Origin of the sequence: Limnohabitans sp. Hippo4, from assembly GCF_003063605.1 — a bacterium.
GTDB lineage: Bacteria > Pseudomonadota > Gammaproteobacteria > Burkholderiales > Burkholderiaceae_C > Limnohabitans_A.
The window spans coordinates 340380-362967 of record NZ_NESE01000002.1; the positions used below are offsets into that span (position 1 = coordinate 340380).

Genomic DNA, 22588 nt, shown 5'->3' on the forward strand with positions numbered 1-22588 from the left:
TCAAACGCAAAGTTCGATCAAAACAAGCAACAAAATTTCAATTCTGATTTCAGTTGGATGCAGCAAACGCTGTGTACGCTGTTTCGTCCAACAAAGCATTCACTTGCGATGCATCCGACAACTTCACTTTGAAGAACCAACCGGCACCCAGGGGGTCGGTGTTGGCCAAAGAGGGGTCGTCACGCAGGGCTTCGTTCACTTCGGTAATTTCACCGCTAATGGGCATGTAAACATCGGCTGCAGCCTTCACAGACTCGACCACGCCAGCCACAGCTTTTTGTTCAAAGCTGCTGCCCACTTCAGGCAACTCCACAAACACCACATCACCCAAAGCGTCTTGCGCATGGTGCGTAATGCCCACAGTGGCCACATCGCCTTCAACCTTGATCCACTCGTGCTCTTCGGTGTACTTCAAACTCATTTTTCTCTCCTTGAATAATTTAATTGGGGTCAGATCAACATTAATTATCGGGGTCAGATCACAATTGTTGGGCGATCTTTAGCCGCGGTAATAACGATTAGGAACAAAAGGCATGGCACTGACCGTCATGGGCACTGCTTTGCCGCGCACCATGGCATTCACAACCGTGCTCATTGCAGCATTTGCAACGTCCACATAGCCCATGGCGACAGGCACATTGGTGGTGGGGCCGAGCAAACCACTGGACACTTCACCGATCTTGACGCCCTGCAAGCTTTGCAGTTCTACATGTTCGCGAACGGGCACACGTTCTTTCGCAATCAAACCGACACGTTTGCGAGTTAGAGGATGCGTGCCATCCAATTGGCCCAACACGATGGTGGCACCAGGGAAACCACCAGCGCGTGCGCCACCTGTGCGACGTACTTTTTGAATGGCCCAATTGAGGCCTGCTTCGATAGGGGTAGTGGTGGTGTCGATGTCGTTGCCGTACAAACACAATCCCGCTTCGAGGCGCAGGGAATTGCGAGCACCCAAACCAATGGGCTTCACTTCTGCTTGCGCTAACAAGGCGCGGGCAAATGCATCCACTTCGGTATTGCCCACAGAAATCTCAAACCCATCTTCACCGGTATAGCCAGAACGTGTGATGAACAGATCCGCACCTTGCCATTCAAACGCTGCGCCAGTCATGAACACCAACTTTTCAACGCCTGGCACCATGCGTGACAAAGCATCAACCGCTTTAGGACCTTGCAAAGCCAAGAGGGCGCGCTCGGGCATGGGAATGACTTGGCATCGCGAGCCAATGCGCGCTTGAATGTGTGCGATGTCATTGACTTTGCAAGCACCGTTCACAATCACAAAAATATCAGTGCCGCGGTTGACAAACATCAGGTCGTCAATGATGGTGCCTTCGTCGGTGAGCAGCAAACCATAGCGCTGTTTGCCCACAGGCAAATCGATCACATCGACTGGCATCAAAGATTCAAAGGCTGCCGCGGCATCGGGACCCACCAAACGCAATTGGCCCATGTGCGACACATCAAACAAACCTGCTTCGGCGCGTGTGTGATGGTGCTCGGCCATCAAACCCATGGGGTATTGAACGGGCATGCTGTAACCGGCAAAGGGCACCATGCGTGCGCCAAGCTCTATGTGCAAAGCATTGAGGGGGGTGTTGAGCAAAGCGGTGTCAGCGGACAATTGAATTCTCCAAGGGCAAAGTAAAACCATGACCGAAATCATGGATTGCCCTCGCTGTCCGCTTTACCTGAGCGATTCGCCGGTTGTGTCTTTCGGGGGAAAGACTCACTGCGGGTTGCGCCTTCGGTGGAGGGTTCGACCGGATGGTCCGCCCTCTCTCTCCAGTGAGGATGCGTTGATAAACAAAGTTAACAACGTTTGTCAGTCCTGGGTACCTGAGCGTTCAGAAATCTAAAGATTTCCTGCGCCTTCGGTGGCAGTCTTTTACAAGCCTGCACTCTCCTGACGGCTCAAATTATAAACAGGTCTTTTGAACCTGCCAGCACTTTTTACATGCCAGAGTAGTTAGGTCCACCACCGCCTTCTGGTGTGACCCAGACGATGTTTTGTGTTGGATCTTTGATGTCGCAGGTTTTGCAATGCACGCAATTTTGCGCATTGATTTGCAGACGATCGGATTGGTCTTCGTTCTTGACGTATTCGTAAACGCCAGCAGGGCAATAGCGCGCCTCGGGGCCTGCAAATTTGGCCAAGTTGATGCCCACCGGCACGCTGGCGTCCTTCAAGGTAAGGTGCGCCGGTTGATTCTCTTCGTGGTTGGTGTTGCTGATGAACACACTGGACAATCGATCAAATGTGAGCTTGCCATCGGGCTTGGGATACTGAATGGGTTGGCAATCAGCCGCAGGCTTGAGGTAAGTGTGATCGGCCGCTGCACGGCGAATTGTCCATGGCACATGGCCGCGCAACACAAATTGCTCCACACCGGTCATGAGCGTGCCCACTGTGCGGCCTTTTTTGAACCACTGCTTGAAGTTGCGGGCCTTATTCAACTCGGTGTGCAACCAGCTGTTCTCGAAAGCTTCTGGGTACGCGCTGAGTTCGTCATGCGCGCGTCCAGCTTGCAATGCGTCATAGGCCGCTTCGGCTGCCAACATGCCAGTCTTGATGGCTGCGTGGCTTCCTTTGATGCGGCTGGCATTGAGATACCCCGCATCGCAACCTACCAAGGCGCCACCTGGGAACACAGTTTTAGGCAAGGACAAAAGGCCACCTGCTGTAATGGCACGCGCACCATAAGAAATGCGTTTAGCTGGCGCAATGCCTTTGGCCTCGTCGCCTTCAAAGTACCAGCGAATGTTGGGGTGTGTTTTGAAGCGTTGGAATTCTTCAAAGGGGCTGAGCCAAGGGTTGGTGTAATCCAAGCCCACCACAAAACCCACCACCACTTTGTTGTCTTCCATATGGTACAGGAAAGAGCCGCCGTAGGTGTTTTCGTCTAAGGGCCAGCCAGCGCTGTGCAAGGCCAAGCCAGCTTTGTGACGTGCAGGGTCGATTTCCCATAACTCTTTGATGCCGATGCCGTAGCTTTGCGGATCTTTGCCGTCGTCCAATTTGAACTTGGCAATGACCTGCTTGCCCAAATGGCCCCGCGCGCCTTCAGCAAACACGGTGTACTTGGCATGCAGTTCCATGCCCAATTGGAAGCTGTCCGTTGGCTCGCCATCTTTGCCGATGCCCATGTTGCCAGTGGCCACACCCTTGACGGAGCCGTCGGCGTTGTACAAAACTTCTGCCGCCGTAAAGCCTGGGAAAATTTCTACGCCCAAGGCTTCGGCTTGTTCGCCTAACCAGCGGGTGAGGTTGCCCAAGCTGATGATGTAGTTGCCATCGTTGTGAAAGCAGGGTGGCAGGGCGAAATTGGGGACGCGTGTGGCGCCGTTTTCAGTGGTCATCAAGAAGATGTCTTCCGTGACCGGTTGATTTAAAGGGGCGCCCATTTCTTTCCAGTTGGGAAAGAGTTCAGTCAGGGCAATGGGGTCCATGATGGCGCCCGACAAAATGTGCGCGCCGGGCTCGGAACCTTTTTCCAACACCACCACAGAAACTTCCGTGCCTTTTTCTTGGGCCAATTGCTTCAAGCGAATGGCCGTCGACAAACCTGCTGGGCCACCGCCCACAATCACCACGTCGTATTCCATGGATTCGCGGGGACCGTGTGTATTCAAAATCTCTTCGGGTGTCATGGTGGACTCACATCAAGTTGAAATTTAGGGGCCAAATATGGCAATTTGTCCATTTTAAACGTGGAAGAGGCAGAATCTGCCTTCATCAAGTCACCTAAATGATGACTTAGGCCAATGCAATTAGTCGAGATGAACGATGAAATTTGAAATACCAGAGATCAAGAAAAAAGTTCACGAAATGATCATCCCCATTCGATGGGGTGACATGGATGCCATGGGGCATGTCAACAACACGGTTTACTTTAGATATCTGGAAACCGTGCGCATTGATTATTTCCAGTCGATTGGCTGCGAACCTAATCCGCAAGGGCAGGGTCCCGTCATCGTGAATGCCTTCTGCAATTTCTACAAACAGCTGGAATACCCAGGGAATGTGCTGGCCAAAATGTATGTGAGCGACCCTGCGCGCACCACTTTTGAGAGCTGGTGCACCTTGGAGCTGGTGGACAAGCCTGGAGTGATTTACGCGGCAGGCGGGGCCACCACCATTTGGGTGGATTTCCCTTTGCAAAAAGCCGTGAACTTGCCGGACGAAATCAGGGCTCGCGTGACGCCCTGAAAAAGCAAGCCGCCGAGAGCCTGTTATTTTTGTTTGGGCACGCGACCCATCAAGTAAAACTCAGGATTGGGCATCATGTTACTGAAGCTGGCCATGCGGTTGGACAAACCAAAGAAGGCTGTAATGGCCGCAATGTCCCAGATGTCTTCGTCGTCAAAACCTTGCGCATGCAAAGGCGCAAAGTCGGCATCTTCAATTTGGTCGCTGTGCAAACACACCTTCATGGCGAAATCGAGCATGGCGCGCTGGCGCGGTGAGATGTCTGCTTTGCGATAGTTGACCGCCACTTGATCGGCCACCAAGGGCTTCTTTTCGTAAATGCGCAGGATGGCGCCATGGGCCACCACGCAATACAAACAGTTGTTGGCCGCACTGGTGGTGGTGACGATCATTTCGCGATCGCCTTTGGTCAGGTTGCTGGTGCGACCTACAGACTCGGGCACCATGAGGGCGTCATGGTAAGCAAAGAACGCGCGCCACTCTGCGGGTCTGCGCGCAAAAGCCAAAAAGACTTGCGGCACAAAACCAGCTTTTTCTTGCACCTCCAAAATCTTGGCGCGAATGTCTTCGGGAACATCTTTGAGCTCAGGTACGGGGTAGCGTTGGGCTTTGGCGGTGCTGGTCATGGTCAATCCTTGTCAGTTTTCCGATTCTATTCACCTATTACACTATGGGTTTTAAGTCTTTCCCCTCTTAGGAGTGCCCTGTGAACAAGATTTTCCCCTCTGCGGCCGAGGCGCTGAAAGGCGTCGTGGCAGATGGTCAACTGCTTGCTGTGGGTGGCTTTGGCCTCTGCGGTATCCCTGAAGCCCTGATTGATGCGCTGCGCGACTCTGGCTGCAAAAACCTCACCGCCATTTCGAACAATGCGGGTGTCGACGGTTTTGGCTTGGGCAAGTTGCTTGAAACACGTCAGATTAAAAAAATGATTTCATCCTATGTGGGTGAGAACAAAGAATTTGAGCGTCAGTTTTTGGCGGGTGAATTGGAATTGGAATTCACCCCCCAAGGCACGCTGGCTGAAAAGCTGCGCGCTGGCGGTGCAGGCATTCCAGCCTTCTTCACCAAAACAGGCGTGGGCACTGTGGTGGCAGATGGCAAAGAGCTGCGTGAATTCGATGGCGAAACTTATGTGATGGAGCGCGCTTTGGTGCCTGACGTGTCCTTGGTCAAAGCCTGGCGCGCCGACAAATCAGGCAACTTGCAGTTCCGCCTCACGGCCCGCAACTTCAATCCGGCTGTGGCAATGGCCGGCAAGGTGTGCATTGTGGAAGTCGAAGAGATTGTTGAAACCGGCGACATGGTGCCCGATCAAATTCACTTGCCTGGCATTTATGTTCATCGCTTGGTGCTCAACAAGCACCCCGAAAAGCGCATTGAAAAACGCACCATCACAGAGAAAGCAGGAGTCTGAGCATGAGCTGGAATCAAGACCAAATGGCGGCGCGTGCTGCCCACGAATTGCAAGACGGCTTTTATGTGAACTTGGGTATTGGCATTCCCACTTTGGTGGCCAACCATGTGCCCAGCAACATTGAAGTGTGGCTGCAATCTGAAAACGGCATGCTGGGCATTGGCCCATTCCCCACAGAAGATGAAGTCGACGCCGACTTGATCAATGCGGGCAAACAAACAGTGACCACCATCAAAGGCTCTTCCATCTTTGGCAGTCATGACAGCTTCGCGATGATTCGTGGTGGCAAAATCAATTTGTCCATCCTGGGCGCCATGCAAGTGAGCGAAAAGGGCGACCTGGCCAACTGGATGATTCCAGGCAAGATGGTTAAGGGCATGGGCGGCGCCATGGACTTGGTGGCGGGCGTGAAGCGCGTCATCATCTTGATGGAACACGTGGCCAAGAAAAAAGATGGCACCGAAGATTTGAAAATCTTGCCCCAGTGCACATTGCCTTTAACGGGTGTGGGCGTTGTGGATCGCATCATCACCGATTTGGCTGTGATGGATGTGGTGCCTGAAGGTTTGAAGGTTGTGGAGATGGCGCCCGGTGTGACGCAAGAAGTTTTGCAAAGCAAAACGGGTGTGAAGCTGATTTTCTAAACGAAATTAGAAAATACGTTCAACAAAAAAGCCGCTTCTCAGCGGCTTTTTTCATGGTGTTACATCCTCGTGATGGGGATGATGTGATGAAGTTCAATTACTTCAAAATATCGCCCATGCACAAGTACTTCATCTCGAGGTACTCTTCCATGCCGTGGTGCGAGCCTTCGCGGCCCAAGCCCGATTGCTTCACGCCGCCAAAGGGCACATGCTCAGTGGCAATGATGCCCACATTGATGCCCACCATGCCGTATTCCAAACCTTCACTGACGCGGAAGATGCGGCCCACATCGCGGCTGTAGAAATAACTGGCCAAGCCAAACTCGGTGTTGTTGGCGGCAGCTATGGCTTCTTGCTCTGTTTTGAATTTGAAGACCGGTGCAAAGGGACCGAAGGTTTCTTCGCGCGCGCACAGCATGTCGGATGTGGCATTGCCAATGACGGTGGGTTCAAAGAACTGACCGTTCAAAGCTTTGCCACCTGCCAACACCACACCGCCTTTGGCTTTGGCATCTTCGACGTGGCGTGTGACTTTTTCCAAAGCAGCGGGTTCGATGAGTGGGCCTTGCACTACACCCTCTTCAAAACCGTTGCCCACTTTCAAAGCTTTGACTTTGGCGGCAAACTTTTGCACGAAGGTGTCGTACACCGACTCTTGCACGTAGATGCGATTGGCACACACACACGTTTGTCCCGCGTTGCGGTATTTACTGGCCATGGCACCATCTACAGCGCTGTCAATGTCTGCGTCATCAAACACGATGAAGGGCGCATTGCCGCCTAATTCCAATGAGAGTTTCTTCACTGTGGGTGCCGATTGCGCCATCAAAATACGACCCACTTCGGTGCTGCCTGTAAAGCTGATGTGGCGCACGATGTCGCTAGAGCAGAACACCTTGCCAGCTGCAATGCTGTTGTCTGAATCGGCCGTGAGCAAGTTGATCACGCCATCGGGAATGCCAGCTCGCATGGCCAATTCACCTGCGGCCAAAGCTGTAAGGGGTGTGAGCTCTGCGGGTTTGATCACGACAGTGCAACCGGCAGCCAATGCAGGCGCAACCTTGCGAGTGATCATGGCCAATGGGAAGTTCCATGGCGTGATGGCCGCACAAACGCCAATCGGTTGTTTGATGACCATCAGGCGGCGCGTGTTATCAAACTGAGGCAGTGTTTCGCCATTGACGCGTTTGGCTTCTTCTGCGTACCACTCTACAAAGCTGGCGCCGTACATCACTTCGCCCTTGGCTTCTGCAAAGGGCTTGCCTTGTTCTGCGGTCATGATTCGGCCCAAATCTTCCACATTGGCCATCAGCAAGTCGTACCATTTGCGCAGCAAGATGCTGCGCTCTTTGCTGGTTTTGCCGCGCCAGGCGGGCAGTGCGTTATTGGCCGCTGCAATGGCGGCCTCTGCATCTTGGGCGCTCAGGTTCGCCACATCGGCCAATTTGGCGCCTGTGGCGGGGTCATTGACATCAAAACGGCTGCTGCCTTTGACCCACTGGCCATTGACCAATGCGTCGGTTTTGAGCAGGGTGGGGTCCTTCAACAGGGCCAAGGGGGATGTTTTCATGTCCATAGGGGTCTCCAAGAGAGTTTTTGGGCGCGATTCGCAGCGTCAGCAATCTTATAATGGAAAGTTAGGCCAAGTAAGGCTTTCATAAAGATACCCTGCCATGAGCACACCTGTTATTTCTGTTGCTGAGATTCGCAAAACCTTCCTCGACTTTTTTGCGTCAAAAGGTCACACCGTGGTGGCGTCCAGCCCCTTGGTTCCCGGCAACGACCCCACTTTGATGTTCACCAACTCCGGCATGGTGCAATTCAAGGACGTGTTCTTGGGCACCGACAAACGCAGCTATGTGCGCGCGGCGTCGGTACAAGCTTGCTTGCGCGCAGGCGGCAAACACAACGACTTGGAAAACGTGGGTTACACCGCACGCCACCACACCTTCTTTGAAATGTTGGGCAACTGGAGCTTTGGCGATTACTTCAAACGCGACAGCTTGAAGTGGGCCTGGGAGCTGCTCACCCAAGTTTACAAATTGCCCGCTGACAAACTGTGGGCCACCGTCTACATTGAAGACGACGAAGCCTACGACATTTGGACGAAAGAAATTGGCCTGCCACCCGAGCGCGTGGTGCGCATTGGTGACAACAAAGGCGGACGCTACATGTCCGACAATTTCTGGATGATGGCCGACACCGGGCCTTGCGGTCCTTGCTCCGAAATCTTCTATGACCACGGTCCTGAAATTGCTGGCGGCCCCCCCGGTAGCCCTGAACAAGACGGCGACCGTTACATTGAAATTTGGAACAACGTGTTCATGCAATTCGACATGCAGCCCGACGGCAGCGTGAAGAATTTGCCAGCACCTTGCGTTGACACCGGCATGGGCCTGGAGCGCTTGGCAGCCATTCTGCAGCACGTGCACAGCAACTATGAAATCGACATTTTCGATTCATTGATCAAAGCTGCGTCGCGTGAAACAGGCTGCAAAGATTTGGAAAACAAGTCATTGCGCGTCATTGCCGACCACATTCGCGCCACCGCATTCTTGGTGAGCGATGGCGTGGTGCCCAGCAACGAAGGCCGTGGTTATGTGCAGCGCCGCATTGTGCGCCGTGCTATTCGCCACGGGTACAAGTTGGGCCAAAAAACACCGTTCTTCCACAAGCTTGTGCCCGACCTGGTGAAGTTGATGGGCGCGGCTTATCCCAGCTTGGCCTCACAAGAAAAACGCATCACCGACATCTTGAAGGCTGAAGAAGAGCGCTTCTTTGAAACCTTGGAAGTGGGCATGCAAATTTTGGACGCAGCACTGGAAGGCGGCGTCAAAGTGTTGCCTGGTGAAGTGGCTTTTAAATTGCACGATACCTATGGCTTCCCCTTGGACTTGTCTGCCGACGTTTGCCGCGAGCGCGATTTGAGCGTGGACGAGGCCGGCTTTGCCGCCGCCATGGAGCGTCAAAAAGCCCAAGCCCGTGCGGCTGGCAAATTCAAAATGGACCGCGCGCTGGAGTACACCGGCGCAGGCAACACCTTCGTGGGTTACGACGAACTGCAAGCCACCGCCAAAGTGTTGGCGCTATATGTGGAGGGTACGCCTGCCACTGAACTTAAGGCCGGTCAAAACGGCGTGGTGGTGTTGGACACAACACCTTTCTATGCAGAGTCTGGCGGCCAAGTGGGTGACCAAGGCTTGTTGCAAACAGCGGGCGCCAAGTTTGAAGTGGCCGACACCTTGAAGATCAAGGCGGATGTGTTTGGTCACCATGGCGTGTTGCTGGAAGGCAGCCTCAAAGTGGGCGATGCAGTGCAAGCTCAAGTGAACACCGACGTGCGCGCGGCCACCGTGCGCAATCACTCGGCTACACACTTGATGCACAAAGCCTTGCGAGAAGTCTTGGGTGACCACGTGCAACAAAAAGGTTCCTTGGTGAATGCCGAGCGCACACGCTTTGACTTTGCGCACAACGCCCCGATCACCGAAGAACAAATTTTGGCCATTGAAGCCAAAGTGAACCAAGAAATTTGGGCCAACCCCGCCACGCAAGCCCGTGTGATGGACATTGAGTCGGCGCAAAAAACCGGCGCCATGATGTTGTTTGGCGAGAAGTACGGCGAAACTGTACGCGTGTTGGAAATTGGCTCCAGCCGTGAACTCTGCGGCGGTACCCACGTGCACCGCACGGGCGACATCGGTTTGTTCAAAGTGGTGGCCGAAAGCGGTGTGGCCGCAGGTGTACGCCGCATTGAGGCCGTCACCGGTAGCAATGCCTTGGCTTACTTGCAGTCTCTGGAAGCCACTGTTTCCAAAGCAGCTGGCAGCTTGAAAGCAGCGCCTTCAGAACTCAACAGCCGCATCGCGCAAGTCTTGGACCAAGTGAAATCCTTGGAAAAAGAAATGGCCGCGCTCAAAGGCAAATTGGCCTCATCACAAGGCGACGAGCTAATGACGCAAGCCACCGATGTGAAGGGCGTCAAAGTCTTGGCCGCCTTGCTGCCAGGTGCCGATGCCAAAACATTGCGCGACACCATGGACAAGTTGAAAGACAAGCTGAAAACCGCCGCCATTGTGTTGGCTGCGGTGGACGGTGACAAAGTTCAATTGGCCGCAGGCGTGACCGCCGACACCACAGGCAAAGTGAAGGCTGGTGAGTTGGTGAACTTTGTGGCCCAGCAAGTGGGCGGCAAGGGCGGTGGTAAGCCCGACATGGCCATGGCGGGTGGCACGGATGCAACCCACCTCAATGCTGCATTGGCCAGTGTGCAGGCTTGGGTGACCGAGCGTTTGTGATATTTCAAATGCACTGACGATTTCGTCGTCAGAAATTTGAGTTTGAAGAAAGCCCCGCTAGGGGCTTTTTTCATGGGCGAGTCAACTGAATTTGAGAGCTCTGCAGCTTTCAAACCTTCTGGCAACACCCGCCAGTGGATCATAGAAAGCAATCGTCTTTGCCAGAAGCTGCAAGGGCGAGCTGAAATCATCAAGTTCATCCGCCGCGCGCTTGACCACGGGATAAAACTGATCGCCCATCAAGGGCAAGCCAAGCGCGTTCATATGCACACGCAATTGATGGCGTTGGCCTGTGATGGGTTTCAAAACATAACGCGCCAGGGCTGGCGGCGATGAGGTGACGGTTGGCATGGCTGAAGCGTTGCCATCCAATCGATCAACACAGTCAATCCAAGTTTCGCTGTTCGTTGTTTTGCCATCCTGTATTTCATCAGCGTCCAATTCACGCATCCTGAAAAACTGAACATCTTCCACCATCCTGCTTTTGTGTGTCAGTGGAAATTCAAGCCTCAAGGGAGAGGACTCGGGCGCTGCCGCAATCCCCTCGTATGTTTTATCAACTTCTCGAAGCCTGAACAAGGCTTGGTACGCATCACGGTCTTGCGCTCGAACACTGAACACCACAAGACCTGCAGTCTCTCGATCAATGCGGTGAATAGGTGAGAGCTCTGGCAAATTCAATTGCTGCTTGAGTTGGACCAGCAAACTTTGTTGCACATACTGACCGCCTGGCGTGACCGGCATGAAGTGCGGCTTGTCGGCCACCACCAAGTGCGCGTCTTGAAAAATGATCTGCGCTTTGAATGGTAAGGTGGGTTCATCCGACACCTCGCGAAAGTAGTGCAAGTGCGATTCGCTTAACAAACGCTGCGCGGGTTCAATGCGTTGCCCGATGGCATTCAGCACGCGGCCTTCGTCAAATCGCTTTAGCCACACTTCGCGTTGAACGGCCGGAAATCTTGCGCACAAAAAATCAAGAGCTGTCAGCTGCGTGTTGGCAGGCACGCCCACTTTGCTTGCGCTGACGCCATTGACGAGCAGCTTAGACGCGCTGGAAGACGACATCCCACACACCGTGCCCCAATTTCAAGCCGCGGTTTTCAAACTTTGTGAGCGGGCGGTAGTCTGGCTTTTGCGCATAGCCACCGTGGGAGGCATCCGCGGTGTTTTTCAGCAAAGGCTCTGCACTCAGCACTTCCAAGATTTGAACCGCATATGGCTCCCAATCGGTGGCGCAGTGAATGTAAGCGCCAGGTTTCAGGCGTGCCGCCAGTTTGGCAATCAAAGGTGTTTGAATCAGTCTGCGTTTGTTGTGACGGGACTTGTGCCATGGGTCTGGAAAAAAGATGTGCACGCCGTCAATCGACGACAAAGGCAACATGTTGTCGATTACTTCAACTGCATCGTGTTGCAAGATGCGGATGTTGTGAATGTCTTGTTCGCCAATGCGTTTGAGCAAGGCGCCCACACCGGGTTCATGGACTTCGCAGCACAAAAAATGGTCGTGTGGGCGAACTTTGGCAATGTGTGCGGTGGCCTCACCCATGCCAAAGCCAATTTCCAAAATGACAGGCGCTGGCGCGGTGTCTTGGCCGTTCAAGCCAAAGGCTTTTGTCATGTTCAATGGCTCGGGCGCGTACTGCAGCAAATACTGAGGACCCCACACTTCAAACGCTTTGGCTTGACCGGTGGTGGTGCGGCCGGCGCGCTTTACGTAGCTTTTGATGTTTTTGGGAAACGCCACATCTGCGGGCGCTTGGTTGGAGGTGTCTGAGGTCATGCCTCGATTTTAGTGGCTTCGCGACGTGCCCATTCATCTGTCCACTGCGCAAGCACTGAAGGCAGCTGGCTCATGGCCGTGAAGGTATCTGAAGCAGTATGAAGGTCCAAGCTCGATGCGGCCAGCCTCATGGTGTTGCATATCGCTGCCTCGGTGCTCAAGTCCAAAGCCTTGGCGCCATTTTGCTTCGACAGTTTCTCGCCATTGGGTCCCAACACCAAGGGGGTGTGCAAATAGTGGGGGCGCGCAAGCCCCAAGGCTTCTTGCAACATGATTTGTCTGGCCGTGTTGTCGGTTAGATCTTGACCGCGCACCACATGGCTGATGCCTTGCGCCGCATCGTCTACCACCACAGCCAGCTGGTAGGCCCATAAACCATCTGCACGTTTCAATACAAAATCGCCCACTTCGTCTAAAACGTTTTGCGTTTGTGCGCCTAAGCGTCTATCTGTCCAATGGACCCATGGGCTGCCGCGCTTTGCGCTCCAGGCTTGGGCATTGAATCGCCAAGCTCTGGCGGATTTGCCTTGCAGGCCATCGCGGCAGGTGCCTGGATAAACGGCCGCTTTGTGACGTTCTAAGTTCAACCCCATCAGGGCCTGACTTTCTTCAATTTCTTTGCGCGTGCAGCCGCAGGGGTAGACCAAACCTTGTGCCAACAATTGATCTAGCGCACCTTGATACAAGCTGTTTCGTTGGGATTGGTAGGCAATTTCGCCGTCCCATTGCAAGCCACATTGCTGCAGCTGTTGCATGATGGTTTGGTCGGCACCAGGTACACATCGAGGGCCATCGATGTCCTCCATGCGAACCCTCCATTCGCCCTGGTGAGCGCGCGCATCCAGGTAGCTGGCCAGTGCGGCCACCAATGAGCCGGCGTGCAATTCACCCGTGGGTGAGGGCGCGAATCTGCCGCGATACATTCAGACTTAAATGACAGCGAGGGCCAATTCCAAACCGGAGATGAATGCATCTTCGACGCGATGCCCTAAGCACCAGTCGCCGCACACGCCAATGCCTTGCTTGGGGCTGAGCATGTAAGGTGCACCCAAAGCTTGAAGTGTTTTGGCATAGCGCCAACGGTGCACTTCTGCGTGGGCAGGTGTGGCCCGGATGCCCGTGATTTCTGAAAAAGCTTTGATCAATTTGGCTTGTACACGCTCAGGGGCATCTTCCAAGTGTTCTTGTGACCATGCGGCACTGGCTTGGACGGTCCAGCGTTCAATGTGATCACGCCCCGGTTTAGATGATTCACGTGCCAGCCATGCCACGCGGTGGTGGACGCTGCGCGCAGCATTCCATTGGGGGCCCAAGGTAATCAGGCCGGGTTGAGCCGCATTGGGGAAGGCCACCATCAAGGTCCAGCAGGGTGCCACTTGGACTTTGTTCAAGGCAGCGGCTTGTTCCATTTTGATGTTGGAATTGCGTAGCAAATCAATGGCTTGGTCTGAGGGGATGGCCAAGAGCACTTGGTCAAAACCACTGAACACCGATTGCGCACCTTCGGGCTCTTCGCTGTGCAGTTGCCAAAGTTCAGGATGCAAGGTGTCGCGCTCGATTTTGAAAACGCGCGATTCAAAGTGCACCGCATCGGCTTGAATCAAAGGCTGAGCCCAGGCTTTGACCAAAGCGTTCATGCCGGGGGTGGCCACCCAGTGCTTGTCTTGTGTGTTGCGTGCGGCTTCGACCACGCGGCCCATGGCATCCAGCACGCGCACGGCATTGGCGCTCCAGGGTTTGCAAATTTGAGGGGTGGTGGCCAGCGCTTGTGCGAATCGATCATCGCGCACGGTGAAGTATTGCGCACCATGGTCGAAGCTGCCAAAGCTGGACGCGCGCGTCGACATACGGCCGCTGGCGCCTTTGCTTTTTTCAAAGACGGTGACGCGATGGCCAGCTTGCACCAAGGTGCGCGCGCAGGCAATGCCTGCCATGCCGGCACCCACGATGGCGAAATTTTGAACGGACTTTGTCTGGGTATTTGTTTTTGTCATGGGGCTACTCTACACGCGATAGTGGGGTTGGAGCAATGCCTGTTTGGTGCGGCTTTGTTGTAACTGCGACAGCCACCAACTGAGCGCATGGCCCAGCGGCTTGCCTTGAGGATTGCGCCATGCAAATTCAACTTGGTTGATGCGTTGTAGTCGGCTGACTTTTTTGGCAACCAAGCGACCGCTGTCCAAGTAAGGCTGGGCCATGCTCTCAGGCAAAAAGCCACCGCCCAATCCGCGCAATTGGGCTTCCAATTTGCTGGGCATGTCTGGCACTGTCAAAACATCTTGGCCGCCCAATAGGCCAATGGTGACGCCTTCGCCGCGCTGGACTGAGTCGGCGACGGCCACCGCGCGATGTTCTTGCAAGACAGCGTCAGACAGGGGTTCGGGGGCGGTGGCCAAAGGATGGTGGGGCGCTACGGCGTAGACAAATCGCACTTCGCCCAGGTTTTCGTGCATCAATTCTGCATGGCTGGCAGGCGTGATTAAAACGCCAATGGCCAGATCGGCTTGGCCTGATTTGAGCGCAGCCAAGGTACCCGACAAAGTTTCGTAGCGAATGCGCAATTGGGTGGGCGGCTTGAGGGCTAAAAAAGTTTCGCTCAATTCCATCACCACCGATCTGGCAATGATGCTGTCCACGGCTACTGTGAAGACCGACTCCCAGCCAGTGGCCACGCGTTTCACGCGATTGGCGATGGCATCAACGTCCTGAAGCAAGCGCTGGGCTTCGCGCAACAAGGCTTTGCCTGCCTCGGTGGGCTTGGCTTGGCGGCTGCTGCGATCGAACAACAAGACGTCCAGCGCATCCTCGATTTGCCGAACTCGGTAAGTGAGTGCACTGGGAACCAAGCCTTTCTGCCTGGCTGCCGCTGCAAAGCTGCCAGTTTCCTCGATGGCCAGCAGCATGCTGAGGGCGTCGGGGGTAAGGAGGTCACGTGCGTTGGCAGTCATGTTTGATGATTCAATTATTTTGAATGATGGCTCCAAATTATGCCAATCTTATTGAAATCAATGCAATTTAAAGTTGCGACATCTAATTTTCAGAAAGTGAGTCACGCGATGATCCAAATCCGCCGTTCCGCTGAGCGTGGTTATGCTGACCATGGTTGGCTCAAGTCATTCCACAGTTTTTCCTTCGCAGGTTATTACGACCCCAATTTCATGGGCTGGGGCAATTTGCGTGTGATCAACGAAGACCGCATTGCGCCCGGCACTGGCTTTGGAACCCACGGCCACAAAGACATGGAAATCATCAGCTATGTGTTGTCGGGCAACTTGGCGCACAAAGACAGCATGGGCAATGTCAAGGGCATTCCACCCGGTGATGTGCAGCGCATGAGTGCGGGCAAGGGCGTGATGCACAGCGAGTTCAATCATGCTGAAGGTGAAACAACGCACTTCTTTCAAATTTGGATTGAACCCAATGTGATGGGCATTGCGCCAAGCTATGAACAAAAAACGGTACCGCCTGTCAGCAAACGCGGTGCTCTGAAAGTGGTGGCCTCGCCCAAAGGTGAAGGCGATGCGGTAAAAATTTCTGCAGACGCTACTTTGTACGCTGGTTTGTTGGATGGCACTGAGCAAGCAGCGCTGGCTTTGAACCCCTCACGCAAAGCCTACGTGCACCTCATTCGCGGCGAACTGCAAGTGAATGGACAGGCATTGAAGGGCGGGGATGCAGCCCTCATTCAAGCCGAAACGAATCTTGAACTGACCCATGGCAAAGATGCCGAGGTCTTGGTTTTTGACTTGGCTTCTTAATTTTTAAGACGCTTTTTTTCATTTCTTTAGGAGAACTCTCATGGCTAAAACAGTCGTTATCTATCACTCAGGTTACGGTCACACACAGCGCGTGGCGCAATTCGTGGCACAAGGCGCCAACGCCGCTTTGATCGCCATCGATGCCGACGGCAACATCACCGATGCCGATTGGGAAACATTGGACGCCGCTGATGCCATCATCTTTGGCTCACCCACTTACATGGGCATGGCCTCTTGGCAGTTCAAGAAATTTGCCGATGCAACATCAAAGCGTTGGTTCACTAGCGCTTGGAAAGACAAAGTGGCCGGTGGATTCACCATCTCTGCCAGCCCCAGCGGTGACAAGCTGTCAACCATTCAGTACTTCATCACTTTGGCCATGCAACAAGCCATGGTGTGGGTGGGTCAGCCTTCAATGAACGACGGCACGATCAACCGCATTGGTTCCAACTCCGGTGTGATGGCACAAGTAGGCCCCACCAGCCCCGCAGAAGACATTCCACAAGGCGACTTGGACACAGCCAAGGCTTATGGCGCGCGTGTGGCGGCTGTGGCCGCCAAGTTGCGTGGGTAATTAAAAGTTAGCGCAAATTTTTGCGCTAACCTTCACGTTGAAAAGCAGTGCAGTTCTAGTGGCTGCACTGCTTTTATTTTGGGTGTTCTTAAGTGGGCTGGACTGTTTTTAAAGCGACGTCCACCGCTCGTCTTTCATCGAATACAAAGCAGCCGCCGTCGTAGTGCGAGCCGTCGGTTTCTTCAAAATATTTCAAAATGCCACCCTCTAGCTGGTAAGTGTGGGGCAGGCCGTTTTGCTGCATGAAGATGGCCGCTTTTTCACAGCGAATGCCGCCCGTGCAAAAGCTGATGATGGTTTTGTCTTGCAGTTCTTCTTTGTGGGCCATGACTGCATCGGGAAACTCTGTGAACTTGGTCAGGCGCCAGTCAATTGCGCCCTTGAAGGTACCTTCGTCGACTTCGTAATCGTTGCGGGTGTCCAAAATGACCACTGGGCGGCCGTTGTCGTCAAAGCCCTGGTCAAGCCAGCGTTTGGCCGTGGCCGGGCTGACGGCTGGGGCGCGGCCCTCGGCGGGTCGAATGGTGGGGTGGTTCATGCGAATGATCTCGCCTTTGACCTTCACCAGCATCTTTTTAAATGGAACGGTTTCCGACCAGCTTTCCTTGGGGGTGATGTCTGAAAACCTAGGATCTGTATGCAGTTCCGAGACAAAACCTCTCACAGCCTCGGCAGGGCCTGCCAAGAACATGTTGATGCCTTCTTCGGCCAGCAAAATCGTGCCTTTCAGGGCGCGAGCCAAGCAGCGCTCTAGCAGCACTGGGCGAAGTTCTTTGGCATCCGGCAGGGGGACGAACTTGTAGGTGGAAATGTTCAGAATATTGTTCACCCCCGTATTGTAGAAAACATCCGATGCAGCTTCTACAATGGGCCCATGTTTGTTCATTTGCGCCTTCATTCCGAGTTTTCCATTGTCGATTCCACCTGCCGCATTGACGATGTGGTGCAGGCTGCGGCAGACGACCATCAACCCGCTTTGGCCCTCACCGACCTGAGCAATTTGTTTGGTGCCATCAAGTTTTACAAGGCCGCGCGTGGCAAAGGCGTTCAGCCGATTTTGGGCGCCGAAATCTTCTTGGAAGGTTTGGGCGCGGATCCCTTGGCTTTGTCGCGCGTCATGGTGCTGGTGCAAAGTTCACAGGGTTATTTGAACCTGTCCGAGTTGCTGGCGCGGGCCTGGACGCAGAACATGGTCAAAACCAATGCCGTTGTCAAACTTGCGTGGCTTCAAGAATTGTCTGAAGGTTTGATTCTGTTGTCGGGTGCGCAAGCTGGCCCGGTCGGTCAAGCCTTGGTGCAAGGCGATACATCACGCGCTGCTGAAATTGCGTTGCAGTTGGCGTCTATTTTTACGCACCGTTTTTATTTGGAAATTCAGAGAGCGGGACGACCAGAAGACAATGTCCACGTGGTGGCTGCCGTTAAGTTGGCGGCACGTTTGAGTTTGCCTGTGGTGGCAACACATCCTGTTCAGTTTTTGGCGCAAGACGATTACGAATCGCACGAAGCACGGGTTTGCATTTCTGAAGGCGAAATTTTGGGCAACCAGCGCCGCGTGCGCAAGTTCACGCGCGATCAATATTTCAAGTCGTCTGCTGAAATGCAAGCCTTGTTTGCCGATGTACCCAGTGCCTTGGCCAATTCGGTTGAAATTGCCAAGCGCTGCAATTTGTCTTTGGTCTTGGGCAAGCCCCAGTTGCCCAATTACCCCACGCCCATCACCGATGGCAAGCCCATGCCCATCGAGGACTATTTCCGTTTGTTGTCGGTGGAAGGCTTGGAAGAGCGCTTGGTGCATCTGTACCCAGATCCTGCCAAACGAGAAGCAGAGCGTCCTCGCTACGCAGAGCGTTTGGAGTTTGAGATCAACACCATCTTGAACATGGGCTTCCCCGGCTACTTCCTGATTGTGGGTGACTTTATCAACTGGGCCAAGAAAAACGGCTGCCCAGTGGGGCCCGGTCGTGGTTCAGGTGCCGGTTCTTTGGTCGCTTATTCTTTGAAGATCACCGACCTTGACCCGCTGCAATACAACTTGTTGTTTGAGCGTTTCCTGAATCCAGAGCGGGTGTCCATGCCCGACTTCGACATTGACTTTTGCCAAACCAATCGCGATCGCGTGATTGACTATGTGAAAGACAAATATGGCCGTGATGCCGTCAGTCAAATTGCCACCTTCGGCACCATGGCGGCGCGTGCCGCCATTCGGGACGTGGGTCGTGTGCTCGACATGAGTTACACCTTCTGCGACGGCATCAGCAAACTCATTCCCAACAAGCCAGGGCAGCACATCACCATCGATGGCGCCATCAAGGCCGAACCCATTTTGGCTGAACGCTTAGAAAAAGAAGACGAAGTCAAAACGCTGCTGGCGCTGGCCCAAAAATTAGAAGGCATGACCCGCAACGTGGGCATGCACGCAGGTGGTGTGTTGATCGCGCCTGGCAAGCTCACCGATTTCTGTCCTCTTTATCAACAACCCGGCAGCATGTCTGCTGTGAGTCAGTACGACAAAGACGACGTGGAAGCCATTGGCTTGGTGAAGTTCGACTTCTTGGGCTTGGCCACCTTGACCATTTTGGAGTTGGCGCGCGAGATGATTGTCAAGCGTCACAAAGGCCAGGAAAACTTTGCCTTTGAAAACATTCCTTTGGACGACGTAGCCACCTACAAATTGTTTGCGGACGGTCGCACCGAATCCGTGTTCCAGTTTGAAAGCCGCGGCATGCAGGGCATGCTGAAAGATGCGCGGCCCTCACGCTTGGAAGATTTGATTGCGCTCAACGCCTTGTACCGTCCCGGACCCATGGATTTGATTCCCAGTTTTGTGGCGCGTAAACACGGCCGTGAAGTGGTGGAGTATCCGCACCCCTTGGTTGAGAAAGTGCTGTCTGAAACCTACGGCATCATGGTGTACCAAGAGCAGGTGATGCAAACCGCGCAGGTCTTGGGTGGTTACAGCTTGGGCGGTGCCGACTTGTTACGCCGCGCCATGGGTAAGAAAAAAGCCGAAGAGATGGCCGAACACCGCGCCATCTTCCGCAAAGGCGCAGAAGCCAATGGTTTGTCGGAAGCCAAAGCCGACGAAGTCTTTGACTTGATGGAAAAGTTTGCGGGTTATGGTTTCAACAAATCACACGCTGCGGCTTATTCATTGTTGGCGTACCACACCGGTTGGTTGAAGGTTCATTTCACGGCGGAGTTTTTCTGCGCCAACATGACCATCGAAATGGACGACACCGACAAGCTCAAAGTCTTGTTTGAAGATGCTTTGAAGTTTGGCATGACCTTCGATCCGCCCGATGTCAACCGCGGCACGCACCGTTTCGAGCCCGTGTCCGACAAAGTGATTCGCTATGGCTTGGGCGCCATCAAGGGCACCGGCCAGCAAGCCATTGAGGCCATTGTGAAAGCGCGCGAGGAGGGCGGCCCTTTCACCAGCTTGTTTGACTTCTGTGTGCGCGTTGACCGCAGCCGTTTGAACAAGCGCACCGTGGAAGCTTTGGTCAAGGCGGGTGCTTTTGATTCTTTGCAACGCAATCGTGCTGCACTGGCAGCGTCCATTGACCGTGCTTTCGAGTTCTCCAATGCCACTGTCGCCAATGCCAACCAAGGCGGCTTGTTTGACATGATGGGCGACGATGCGCATGGCTCCAGCACGCAAGAACCCGATTTGGTCGATGTATTGCCTTGGGGTGTCAAAGAGCAACTGACCAACGAAAAAACTGCCGTTGGCTTTTACTTGTCAGGCCATTTGTTTGATGCGGTTGAGCGTGAAGTGCGTTTGTTTGCGAAGCGCAAAATTGACGACCTGATTGACAGCCGCGAGCCGCAATTGTTGGCGGGCATTGTCAGTGACTTGCGCATCATCAATGGCCAACGCGGTAAACTGGCCATCTTTAAGTTGGACGACAAAAGCGCGGTGATGGAGGCAACAGCCGATGAAGCGATGATCAACGCCAATCGCCATTTGCTGAAAGACGACGAGTTGGTCATTGTGATGGCCAAGATGCAACCCGACCGTTTCTCGGGTGGTTACCGTTTGTCGATTCAGCAAGTGTGGGATTTGCCATCAGCCCGATGCCGCTTTGGCAAGTTTTTACGTGTAGCCGTCAATGGCCGCGCGCCTGAGGTGGCCAAGTTGGTGAAAGCCTTCCCGCCGCAACGGGAGATGACAGAGCAGGGCGAGTTGTTACGCGGTCTACCGGTGCGTTTGAAACTAGAGCGCAAAGTCGACAACGTGGCCGCCAGTGCTGAGTTGCTCTTGGGCGAGCAAGCCAAGTTTTTCCCAAGCGATGCAGCCCTTTCCAGCTGGATTGCCCAAGCCGATCAAGGCAAAGCAGAGATCGTCTACGAAATTTAATTGGGGTCAGATCAACATTAATTTCCAATCTAAAGGGCTAAAGGCTGAGGGGGCTGAACGATTTCTGGTACTCCAGTATGAGGAAGCCCCCCTCAGCCTTTAGCCCTTTAGATTGACCAAATTAATGTTGATCTGACCCCAATTAATCTTTGGGGCGGAAGCTAATCTCTAGAACTGGTGGGACGCGGCCGTCTTCGTCGCGGGGAAGGACGGCGGTTTTGTCGATGGCTTTGAGCACAGCTTCATCCCAAGCTTTGTTGCCGCTGCTGGACAACAACTTTCTGCTCAAAATGGTGCCATCTGGTGAGGTTTTGACCTCTACTTCCGCTTTGGGATTGCCCGCTACATCGTCCGTGAAGGTGATGTTTGGTTTGATGCGTGCACGAATGCGACCTGCATAACTGGCAGAGGGGCCCGAAGATTTCAAGGCGGTGCCCTTGGCGTTTTCATCGCCTGTCGCGCCTGCCATGCCTTGCATGCGCTTTAAGTTTTCGCTGCGAAGTGCGGCGGCACGTTTTTCTTCAGCAGCTGCCTTCTTCGCGTCTTCTTTCGCCTTTGCAGCAGCCTCTTCCTTCTTCAAAGCTTCTTCTTTTTTCTTTTTCTCAAGCTCCTTGGCCTTTTCCTTTTCTTTCTCTTTGGCCTTCTCTTTTTCCTTATCGAGCTTCTCTTTCTCAAGCTTCTTTTTCTTCTCTAAGTCGGCCGCTTTTTTCTCTTCGAGTTTCTTCTTTTCTTTTTCTTTTTTCAAGGCAATGTCGGCCGCTTCACGCTCAGCGGCAGCATTCACTTTGGGCGGCGCAGGGACCGGTTTGGGTTCAGGTTTTGGTTCTGCCTTTTGAACAGGCTCAGGCGGCTTGACGGGTTCAGGTGGCGTAGGTTCAGGCTCAATGGCTGCAGGGGCCGCTTCAGCCGGCACCGCCGACCACAATTCAGCCGAAGCCGACAAGGTGTTGGGTTCGGTCTTCCATTGAATGCCCCATGTCAAAGCAGCCAACAGCAGCAAGTGCATGAACAAGGCAAAAGACAACGAACGTCCAAAGCCACCCACGGGTGGTGGCGCAAATTCGTTGTAGGCCGTGGCGTTCATGGACTTCAAAAATCTAGCAGCTCAAAAGCAAAAGCTAGTTAAGGCGCTAATTGCACCGACAGGCCAACACGCTGAATACCTGCGCGCTGCAAAGTGTCCATCACCTTGACCACCGTTTCGTACTTCACGTTGCGATCGGCGCTGATGACCACGGCCGAGTTGGCCTGACCAGTTTGTACCATGCGAATCGTGTTGGCCAAATTGTCCATGTTGATCTTTTGCGTTTTGCTGTCGTTCACCATCTCCAAGCTGTCGTCCTTTTGAATCACAATTTGAATCACTTGATCGGGCTGCTTGGCAGCTTTGCCAACGCTGGGCAAATCCACCATGCTGGGTGTGATCATGGGTGCGGTGACCATGAAAATAATCAGCAACACCAACATCACATCGATGAAAGGCACCATGTTGATTTCATTGATGGTGCGCCGACCTCGGCCACGTGAAGAAACAGCAGGCATGT

20 protein-coding genes and 2 riboswitches are annotated in these 22588 nt (G+C 53.8%); of the genes, 7 read left to right on the forward strand and 13 right to left on the reverse strand.

The window, feature by feature from the left end:
* Window positions 1-49 precede the first annotated feature (49 nt).
* The 3 genes from gcvH to B9Z46_RS07130 form a co-directional block, all read right to left on the reverse strand.
* Window positions 50-421 carry a glycine cleavage system protein GcvH gene (gene gcvH / locus B9Z46_RS07120; protein ID WP_108255235.1) on the reverse strand — a complete coding sequence of 124 codons (372 nt, stop codon included), beginning with the start codon at window positions 419-421 and terminating at the stop codon, window positions 50-52.
* A 78-nt stretch (window positions 422-499) separates the two neighbouring features.
* Window positions 500-1657, reverse strand: a complete 1158-nt coding sequence (gene gcvT / locus B9Z46_RS07125) for a glycine cleavage system aminomethyltransferase GcvT (RefSeq protein ID WP_199220570.1) — start codon at window positions 1655-1657, stop codon at window positions 500-502.
* 14 nt (window positions 1658-1671) lie between these two features.
* Window positions 1672-1802: riboswitch (glycine riboswitch) on the reverse strand.
* Between the two features lie 17 nt (window positions 1803-1819).
* Window positions 1820-1922: riboswitch (glycine riboswitch) on the reverse strand.
* A 34-nt stretch (window positions 1923-1956) separates the two neighbouring features.
* Entirely contained in the window at window positions 1957-3654 is a 1698-nt protein-coding gene (locus B9Z46_RS07130) for an electron transfer flavoprotein-ubiquinone oxidoreductase (RefSeq protein ID WP_108255237.1), read from the reverse strand.
* A 136-nt stretch (window positions 3655-3790) separates the two neighbouring features.
* On the opposite strand from B9Z46_RS07130, the gene B9Z46_RS07135 reads away from it, so the two are divergent.
* Complete coding sequence (locus B9Z46_RS07135; RefSeq protein ID WP_055361167.1) at window positions 3791-4213, forward strand: thioesterase family protein; 423 nt, start codon at window positions 3791-3793, stop codon at window positions 4211-4213.
* Window positions 4214-4236: 23 nt separating this feature from the next.
* Here B9Z46_RS07135 and B9Z46_RS07140 read toward each other — a convergent pair whose 3' ends face one another.
* A complete protein-coding gene (locus B9Z46_RS07140) occupies window positions 4237-4839 on the reverse strand; it encodes a peroxidase-related enzyme (protein ID WP_108255239.1) in 603 nt (200 codons plus the stop codon).
* An 80-nt stretch (window positions 4840-4919) separates the two neighbouring features.
* Here B9Z46_RS07140 and B9Z46_RS07145 point away from each other — a divergent pair, with 80 nt between their 5' ends.
* Window positions 4920-5627 carry a CoA transferase subunit A gene (locus tag B9Z46_RS07145; protein WP_055361165.1) on the forward strand — a complete coding sequence of 236 codons (708 nt, stop codon included), beginning with the start codon at window positions 4920-4922 and terminating at the stop codon, window positions 5625-5627.
* Window positions 5628-5629: 2 nt separating this feature from the next.
* Complete coding sequence (locus B9Z46_RS07150) at window positions 5630-6271, forward strand: CoA transferase subunit B (protein ID WP_055361164.1); 642 nt, start codon at window positions 5630-5632, stop codon at window positions 6269-6271.
* A gap of 97 nt (window positions 6272-6368) precedes the next feature.
* Here B9Z46_RS07150 and B9Z46_RS07155 read toward each other — a convergent pair whose 3' ends face one another.
* Window positions 6369-7847, reverse strand: coding sequence for an NAD-dependent succinate-semialdehyde dehydrogenase (locus B9Z46_RS07155; RefSeq protein WP_108255241.1), 1479 nt, complete (start codon window positions 7845-7847; stop codon window positions 6369-6371).
* A 97-nt stretch (window positions 7848-7944) separates the two neighbouring features.
* Between B9Z46_RS07155 and alaS the strand changes: the two genes are divergently transcribed.
* On the forward strand, window positions 7945-10569 hold the full coding sequence (gene alaS, locus B9Z46_RS07160) for an alanine--tRNA ligase (protein WP_108255243.1): 2625 nt from the start codon (window positions 7945-7947) through the stop codon (window positions 10567-10569).
* 81 nt (window positions 10570-10650) lie between these two features.
* Here the strand turns inward: alaS and B9Z46_RS07165 are convergent, their stop codons facing one another.
* Genes B9Z46_RS07165 through B9Z46_RS07185 form a run of 5 tightly spaced genes read right to left on the reverse strand, consistent with a single transcriptional unit; the run spans window position 10651 to window position 15297 of the window.
* A complete protein-coding gene (locus tag B9Z46_RS07165; RefSeq protein WP_108255245.1) occupies window positions 10651-11634 on the reverse strand; it encodes a pseudouridine synthase in 984 nt (327 codons plus the stop codon).
* Window positions 11612-12349: a tRNA (guanosine(46)-N7)-methyltransferase TrmB gene (gene trmB / locus B9Z46_RS07170; RefSeq protein ID WP_108255247.1), complete on the reverse strand. Its 738-nt coding sequence runs from the start codon at window positions 12347-12349 to the stop codon at window positions 11612-11614. Before trmB ends, B9Z46_RS07165 begins: the two co-directional genes overlap by 23 nt.
* Complete coding sequence (gene gluQRS, locus B9Z46_RS07175; RefSeq protein ID WP_108255249.1) at window positions 12346-13272, reverse strand: tRNA glutamyl-Q(34) synthetase GluQRS; 927 nt, start codon at window positions 13270-13272, stop codon at window positions 12346-12348. Before gluQRS ends, trmB begins: the two co-directional genes overlap by 4 nt.
* A 6-nt stretch (window positions 13273-13278) precedes the next feature.
* Window positions 13279-14343, reverse strand: coding sequence for an NAD(P)/FAD-dependent oxidoreductase (locus B9Z46_RS07180; protein ID WP_108255251.1), 1065 nt, complete (start codon window positions 14341-14343; stop codon window positions 13279-13281).
* 9 nt (window positions 14344-14352) lie between these two features.
* Window positions 14353-15297: a LysR family transcriptional regulator gene (locus B9Z46_RS07185; protein ID WP_108255253.1), complete on the reverse strand. Its 945-nt coding sequence runs from the start codon at window positions 15295-15297 to the stop codon at window positions 14353-14355.
* Window positions 15298-15405: 108 nt separating this feature from the next.
* On the opposite strand from B9Z46_RS07185, the gene B9Z46_RS07190 reads away from it, so the two are divergent.
* Both B9Z46_RS07190 and B9Z46_RS07195 read left to right on the forward strand, forming a co-directional pair.
* Window positions 15406-16107 carry a pirin family protein gene (locus B9Z46_RS07190; RefSeq protein ID WP_108255255.1) on the forward strand — a complete coding sequence of 234 codons (702 nt, stop codon included), beginning with the start codon at window positions 15406-15408 and terminating at the stop codon, window positions 16105-16107.
* A 40-nt stretch (window positions 16108-16147) separates the two neighbouring features.
* Window positions 16148-16681 carry a flavodoxin family protein gene (locus B9Z46_RS07195; RefSeq protein WP_108255257.1) on the forward strand — a complete coding sequence of 178 codons (534 nt, stop codon included), beginning with the start codon at window positions 16148-16150 and terminating at the stop codon, window positions 16679-16681.
* An 88-nt stretch (window positions 16682-16769) separates the two neighbouring features.
* On the opposite strand, the gene B9Z46_RS07200 is transcribed toward B9Z46_RS07195, so the two are convergent.
* Entirely contained in the window at window positions 16770-17510 is a 741-nt protein-coding gene (locus B9Z46_RS07200; protein ID WP_108255259.1) for a sulfurtransferase, read from the reverse strand.
* A gap of 45 nt (window positions 17511-17555) precedes the next feature.
* Here B9Z46_RS07200 and dnaE point away from each other — a divergent pair, with 45 nt between their 5' ends.
* The gene (gene dnaE / locus B9Z46_RS07205; RefSeq protein WP_108255261.1) at window positions 17556-21044 is read left to right on the forward strand and encodes a DNA polymerase III subunit alpha; all 3489 of its coding nucleotides are present in this window, start codon (window positions 17556-17558) and stop codon (window positions 21042-21044) included.
* Between the two features lie 142 nt (window positions 21045-21186).
* On the opposite strand, the gene tolA is transcribed toward dnaE, so the two are convergent.
* The gene (gene tolA, locus B9Z46_RS07210) at window positions 21187-22128 is read right to left on the reverse strand and encodes a cell envelope integrity protein TolA (protein ID WP_108255263.1); all 942 of its coding nucleotides are present in this window, start codon (window positions 22126-22128) and stop codon (window positions 21187-21189) included.
* A gap of 38 nt (window positions 22129-22166) precedes the next feature.
* Entirely contained in the window at window positions 22167-22586 is a 420-nt protein-coding gene (locus tag B9Z46_RS07215; RefSeq protein WP_108255265.1) for an ExbD/TolR family protein, read from the reverse strand.
* Window positions 22587-22588 lie beyond the last annotated feature (2 nt).

Bases quoted from the DNA above. Each gene is read 5' to 3' on its own strand.
- B9Z46_RS07130 (WP_108255237.1), bottom strand. From the start codon at position 3,654: ATGACACCCGAAGAGATTTTGAATACACACGGTCCCCGCGAATCCATG.
- B9Z46_RS07150 (WP_055361164.1), top strand. From the start codon at position 5,630: ATGAGCTGGAATCAAGACCAAATGGCGGCGCGTGCTGCCCACGAATTG.
- tolA (WP_108255263.1), bottom strand. From the start codon at position 22,128: ATGAACGCCACGGCCTACAACGAATTTGCGCCACCACCCGTGGGTGGC.
- gluQRS (WP_108255249.1), bottom strand. From the start codon at position 13,272: ATGTATCGCGGCAGATTCGCGCCCTCACCCACGGGTGAATTGCACGCC.
- B9Z46_RS07165 (WP_108255245.1), bottom strand. From the start codon at position 11,634: ATGTCGTCTTCCAGCGCGTCTAAGCTGCTCGTCAATGGCGTCAGCGCA.
- gcvH (WP_108255235.1), bottom strand. From the start codon at position 421: ATGAGTTTGAAGTACACCGAAGAGCACGAGTGGATCAAGGTTGAAGGC.
- dnaE (WP_108255261.1), top strand. From the start codon at position 17,556: ATGTTTGTTCATTTGCGCCTTCATTCCGAGTTTTCCATTGTCGATTCC.
- B9Z46_RS07185 (WP_108255253.1), bottom strand. From the start codon at position 15,297: ATGACTGCCAACGCACGTGACCTCCTTACCCCCGACGCCCTCAGCATG.
- B9Z46_RS07215 (WP_108255265.1), bottom strand. From the start codon at position 22,586: ATGCCTGCTGTTTCTTCACGTGGCCGAGGTCGGCGCACCATCAATGAA.
- gcvT (WP_199220570.1), bottom strand. From the start codon at position 1,657: ATGGTTTTACTTTGCCCTTGGAGAATTCAATTGTCCGCTGACACCGCT.
- B9Z46_RS07140 (WP_108255239.1), bottom strand. From the start codon at position 4,839: ATGACCAGCACCGCCAAAGCCCAACGCTACCCCGTACCTGAGCTCAAA.
- trmB (WP_108255247.1), bottom strand. From the start codon at position 12,349: ATGACCTCAGACACCTCCAACCAAGCGCCCGCAGATGTGGCGTTTCCC.
- B9Z46_RS07155 (WP_108255241.1), bottom strand. From the start codon at position 7,847: ATGGACATGAAAACATCCCCCTTGGCCCTGTTGAAGGACCCCACCCTG.
- alaS (WP_108255243.1), top strand. From the start codon at position 7,945: ATGAGCACACCTGTTATTTCTGTTGCTGAGATTCGCAAAACCTTCCTC.
- B9Z46_RS07195 (WP_108255257.1), top strand. From the start codon at position 16,148: ATGGCTAAAACAGTCGTTATCTATCACTCAGGTTACGGTCACACACAG.
- B9Z46_RS07135 (WP_055361167.1), top strand. From the start codon at position 3,791: ATGAAATTTGAAATACCAGAGATCAAGAAAAAAGTTCACGAAATGATC.
- B9Z46_RS07180 (WP_108255251.1), bottom strand. From the start codon at position 14,343: ATGACAAAAACAAATACCCAGACAAAGTCCGTTCAAAATTTCGCCATC.
- B9Z46_RS07190 (WP_108255255.1), top strand. From the start codon at position 15,406: ATGATCCAAATCCGCCGTTCCGCTGAGCGTGGTTATGCTGACCATGGT.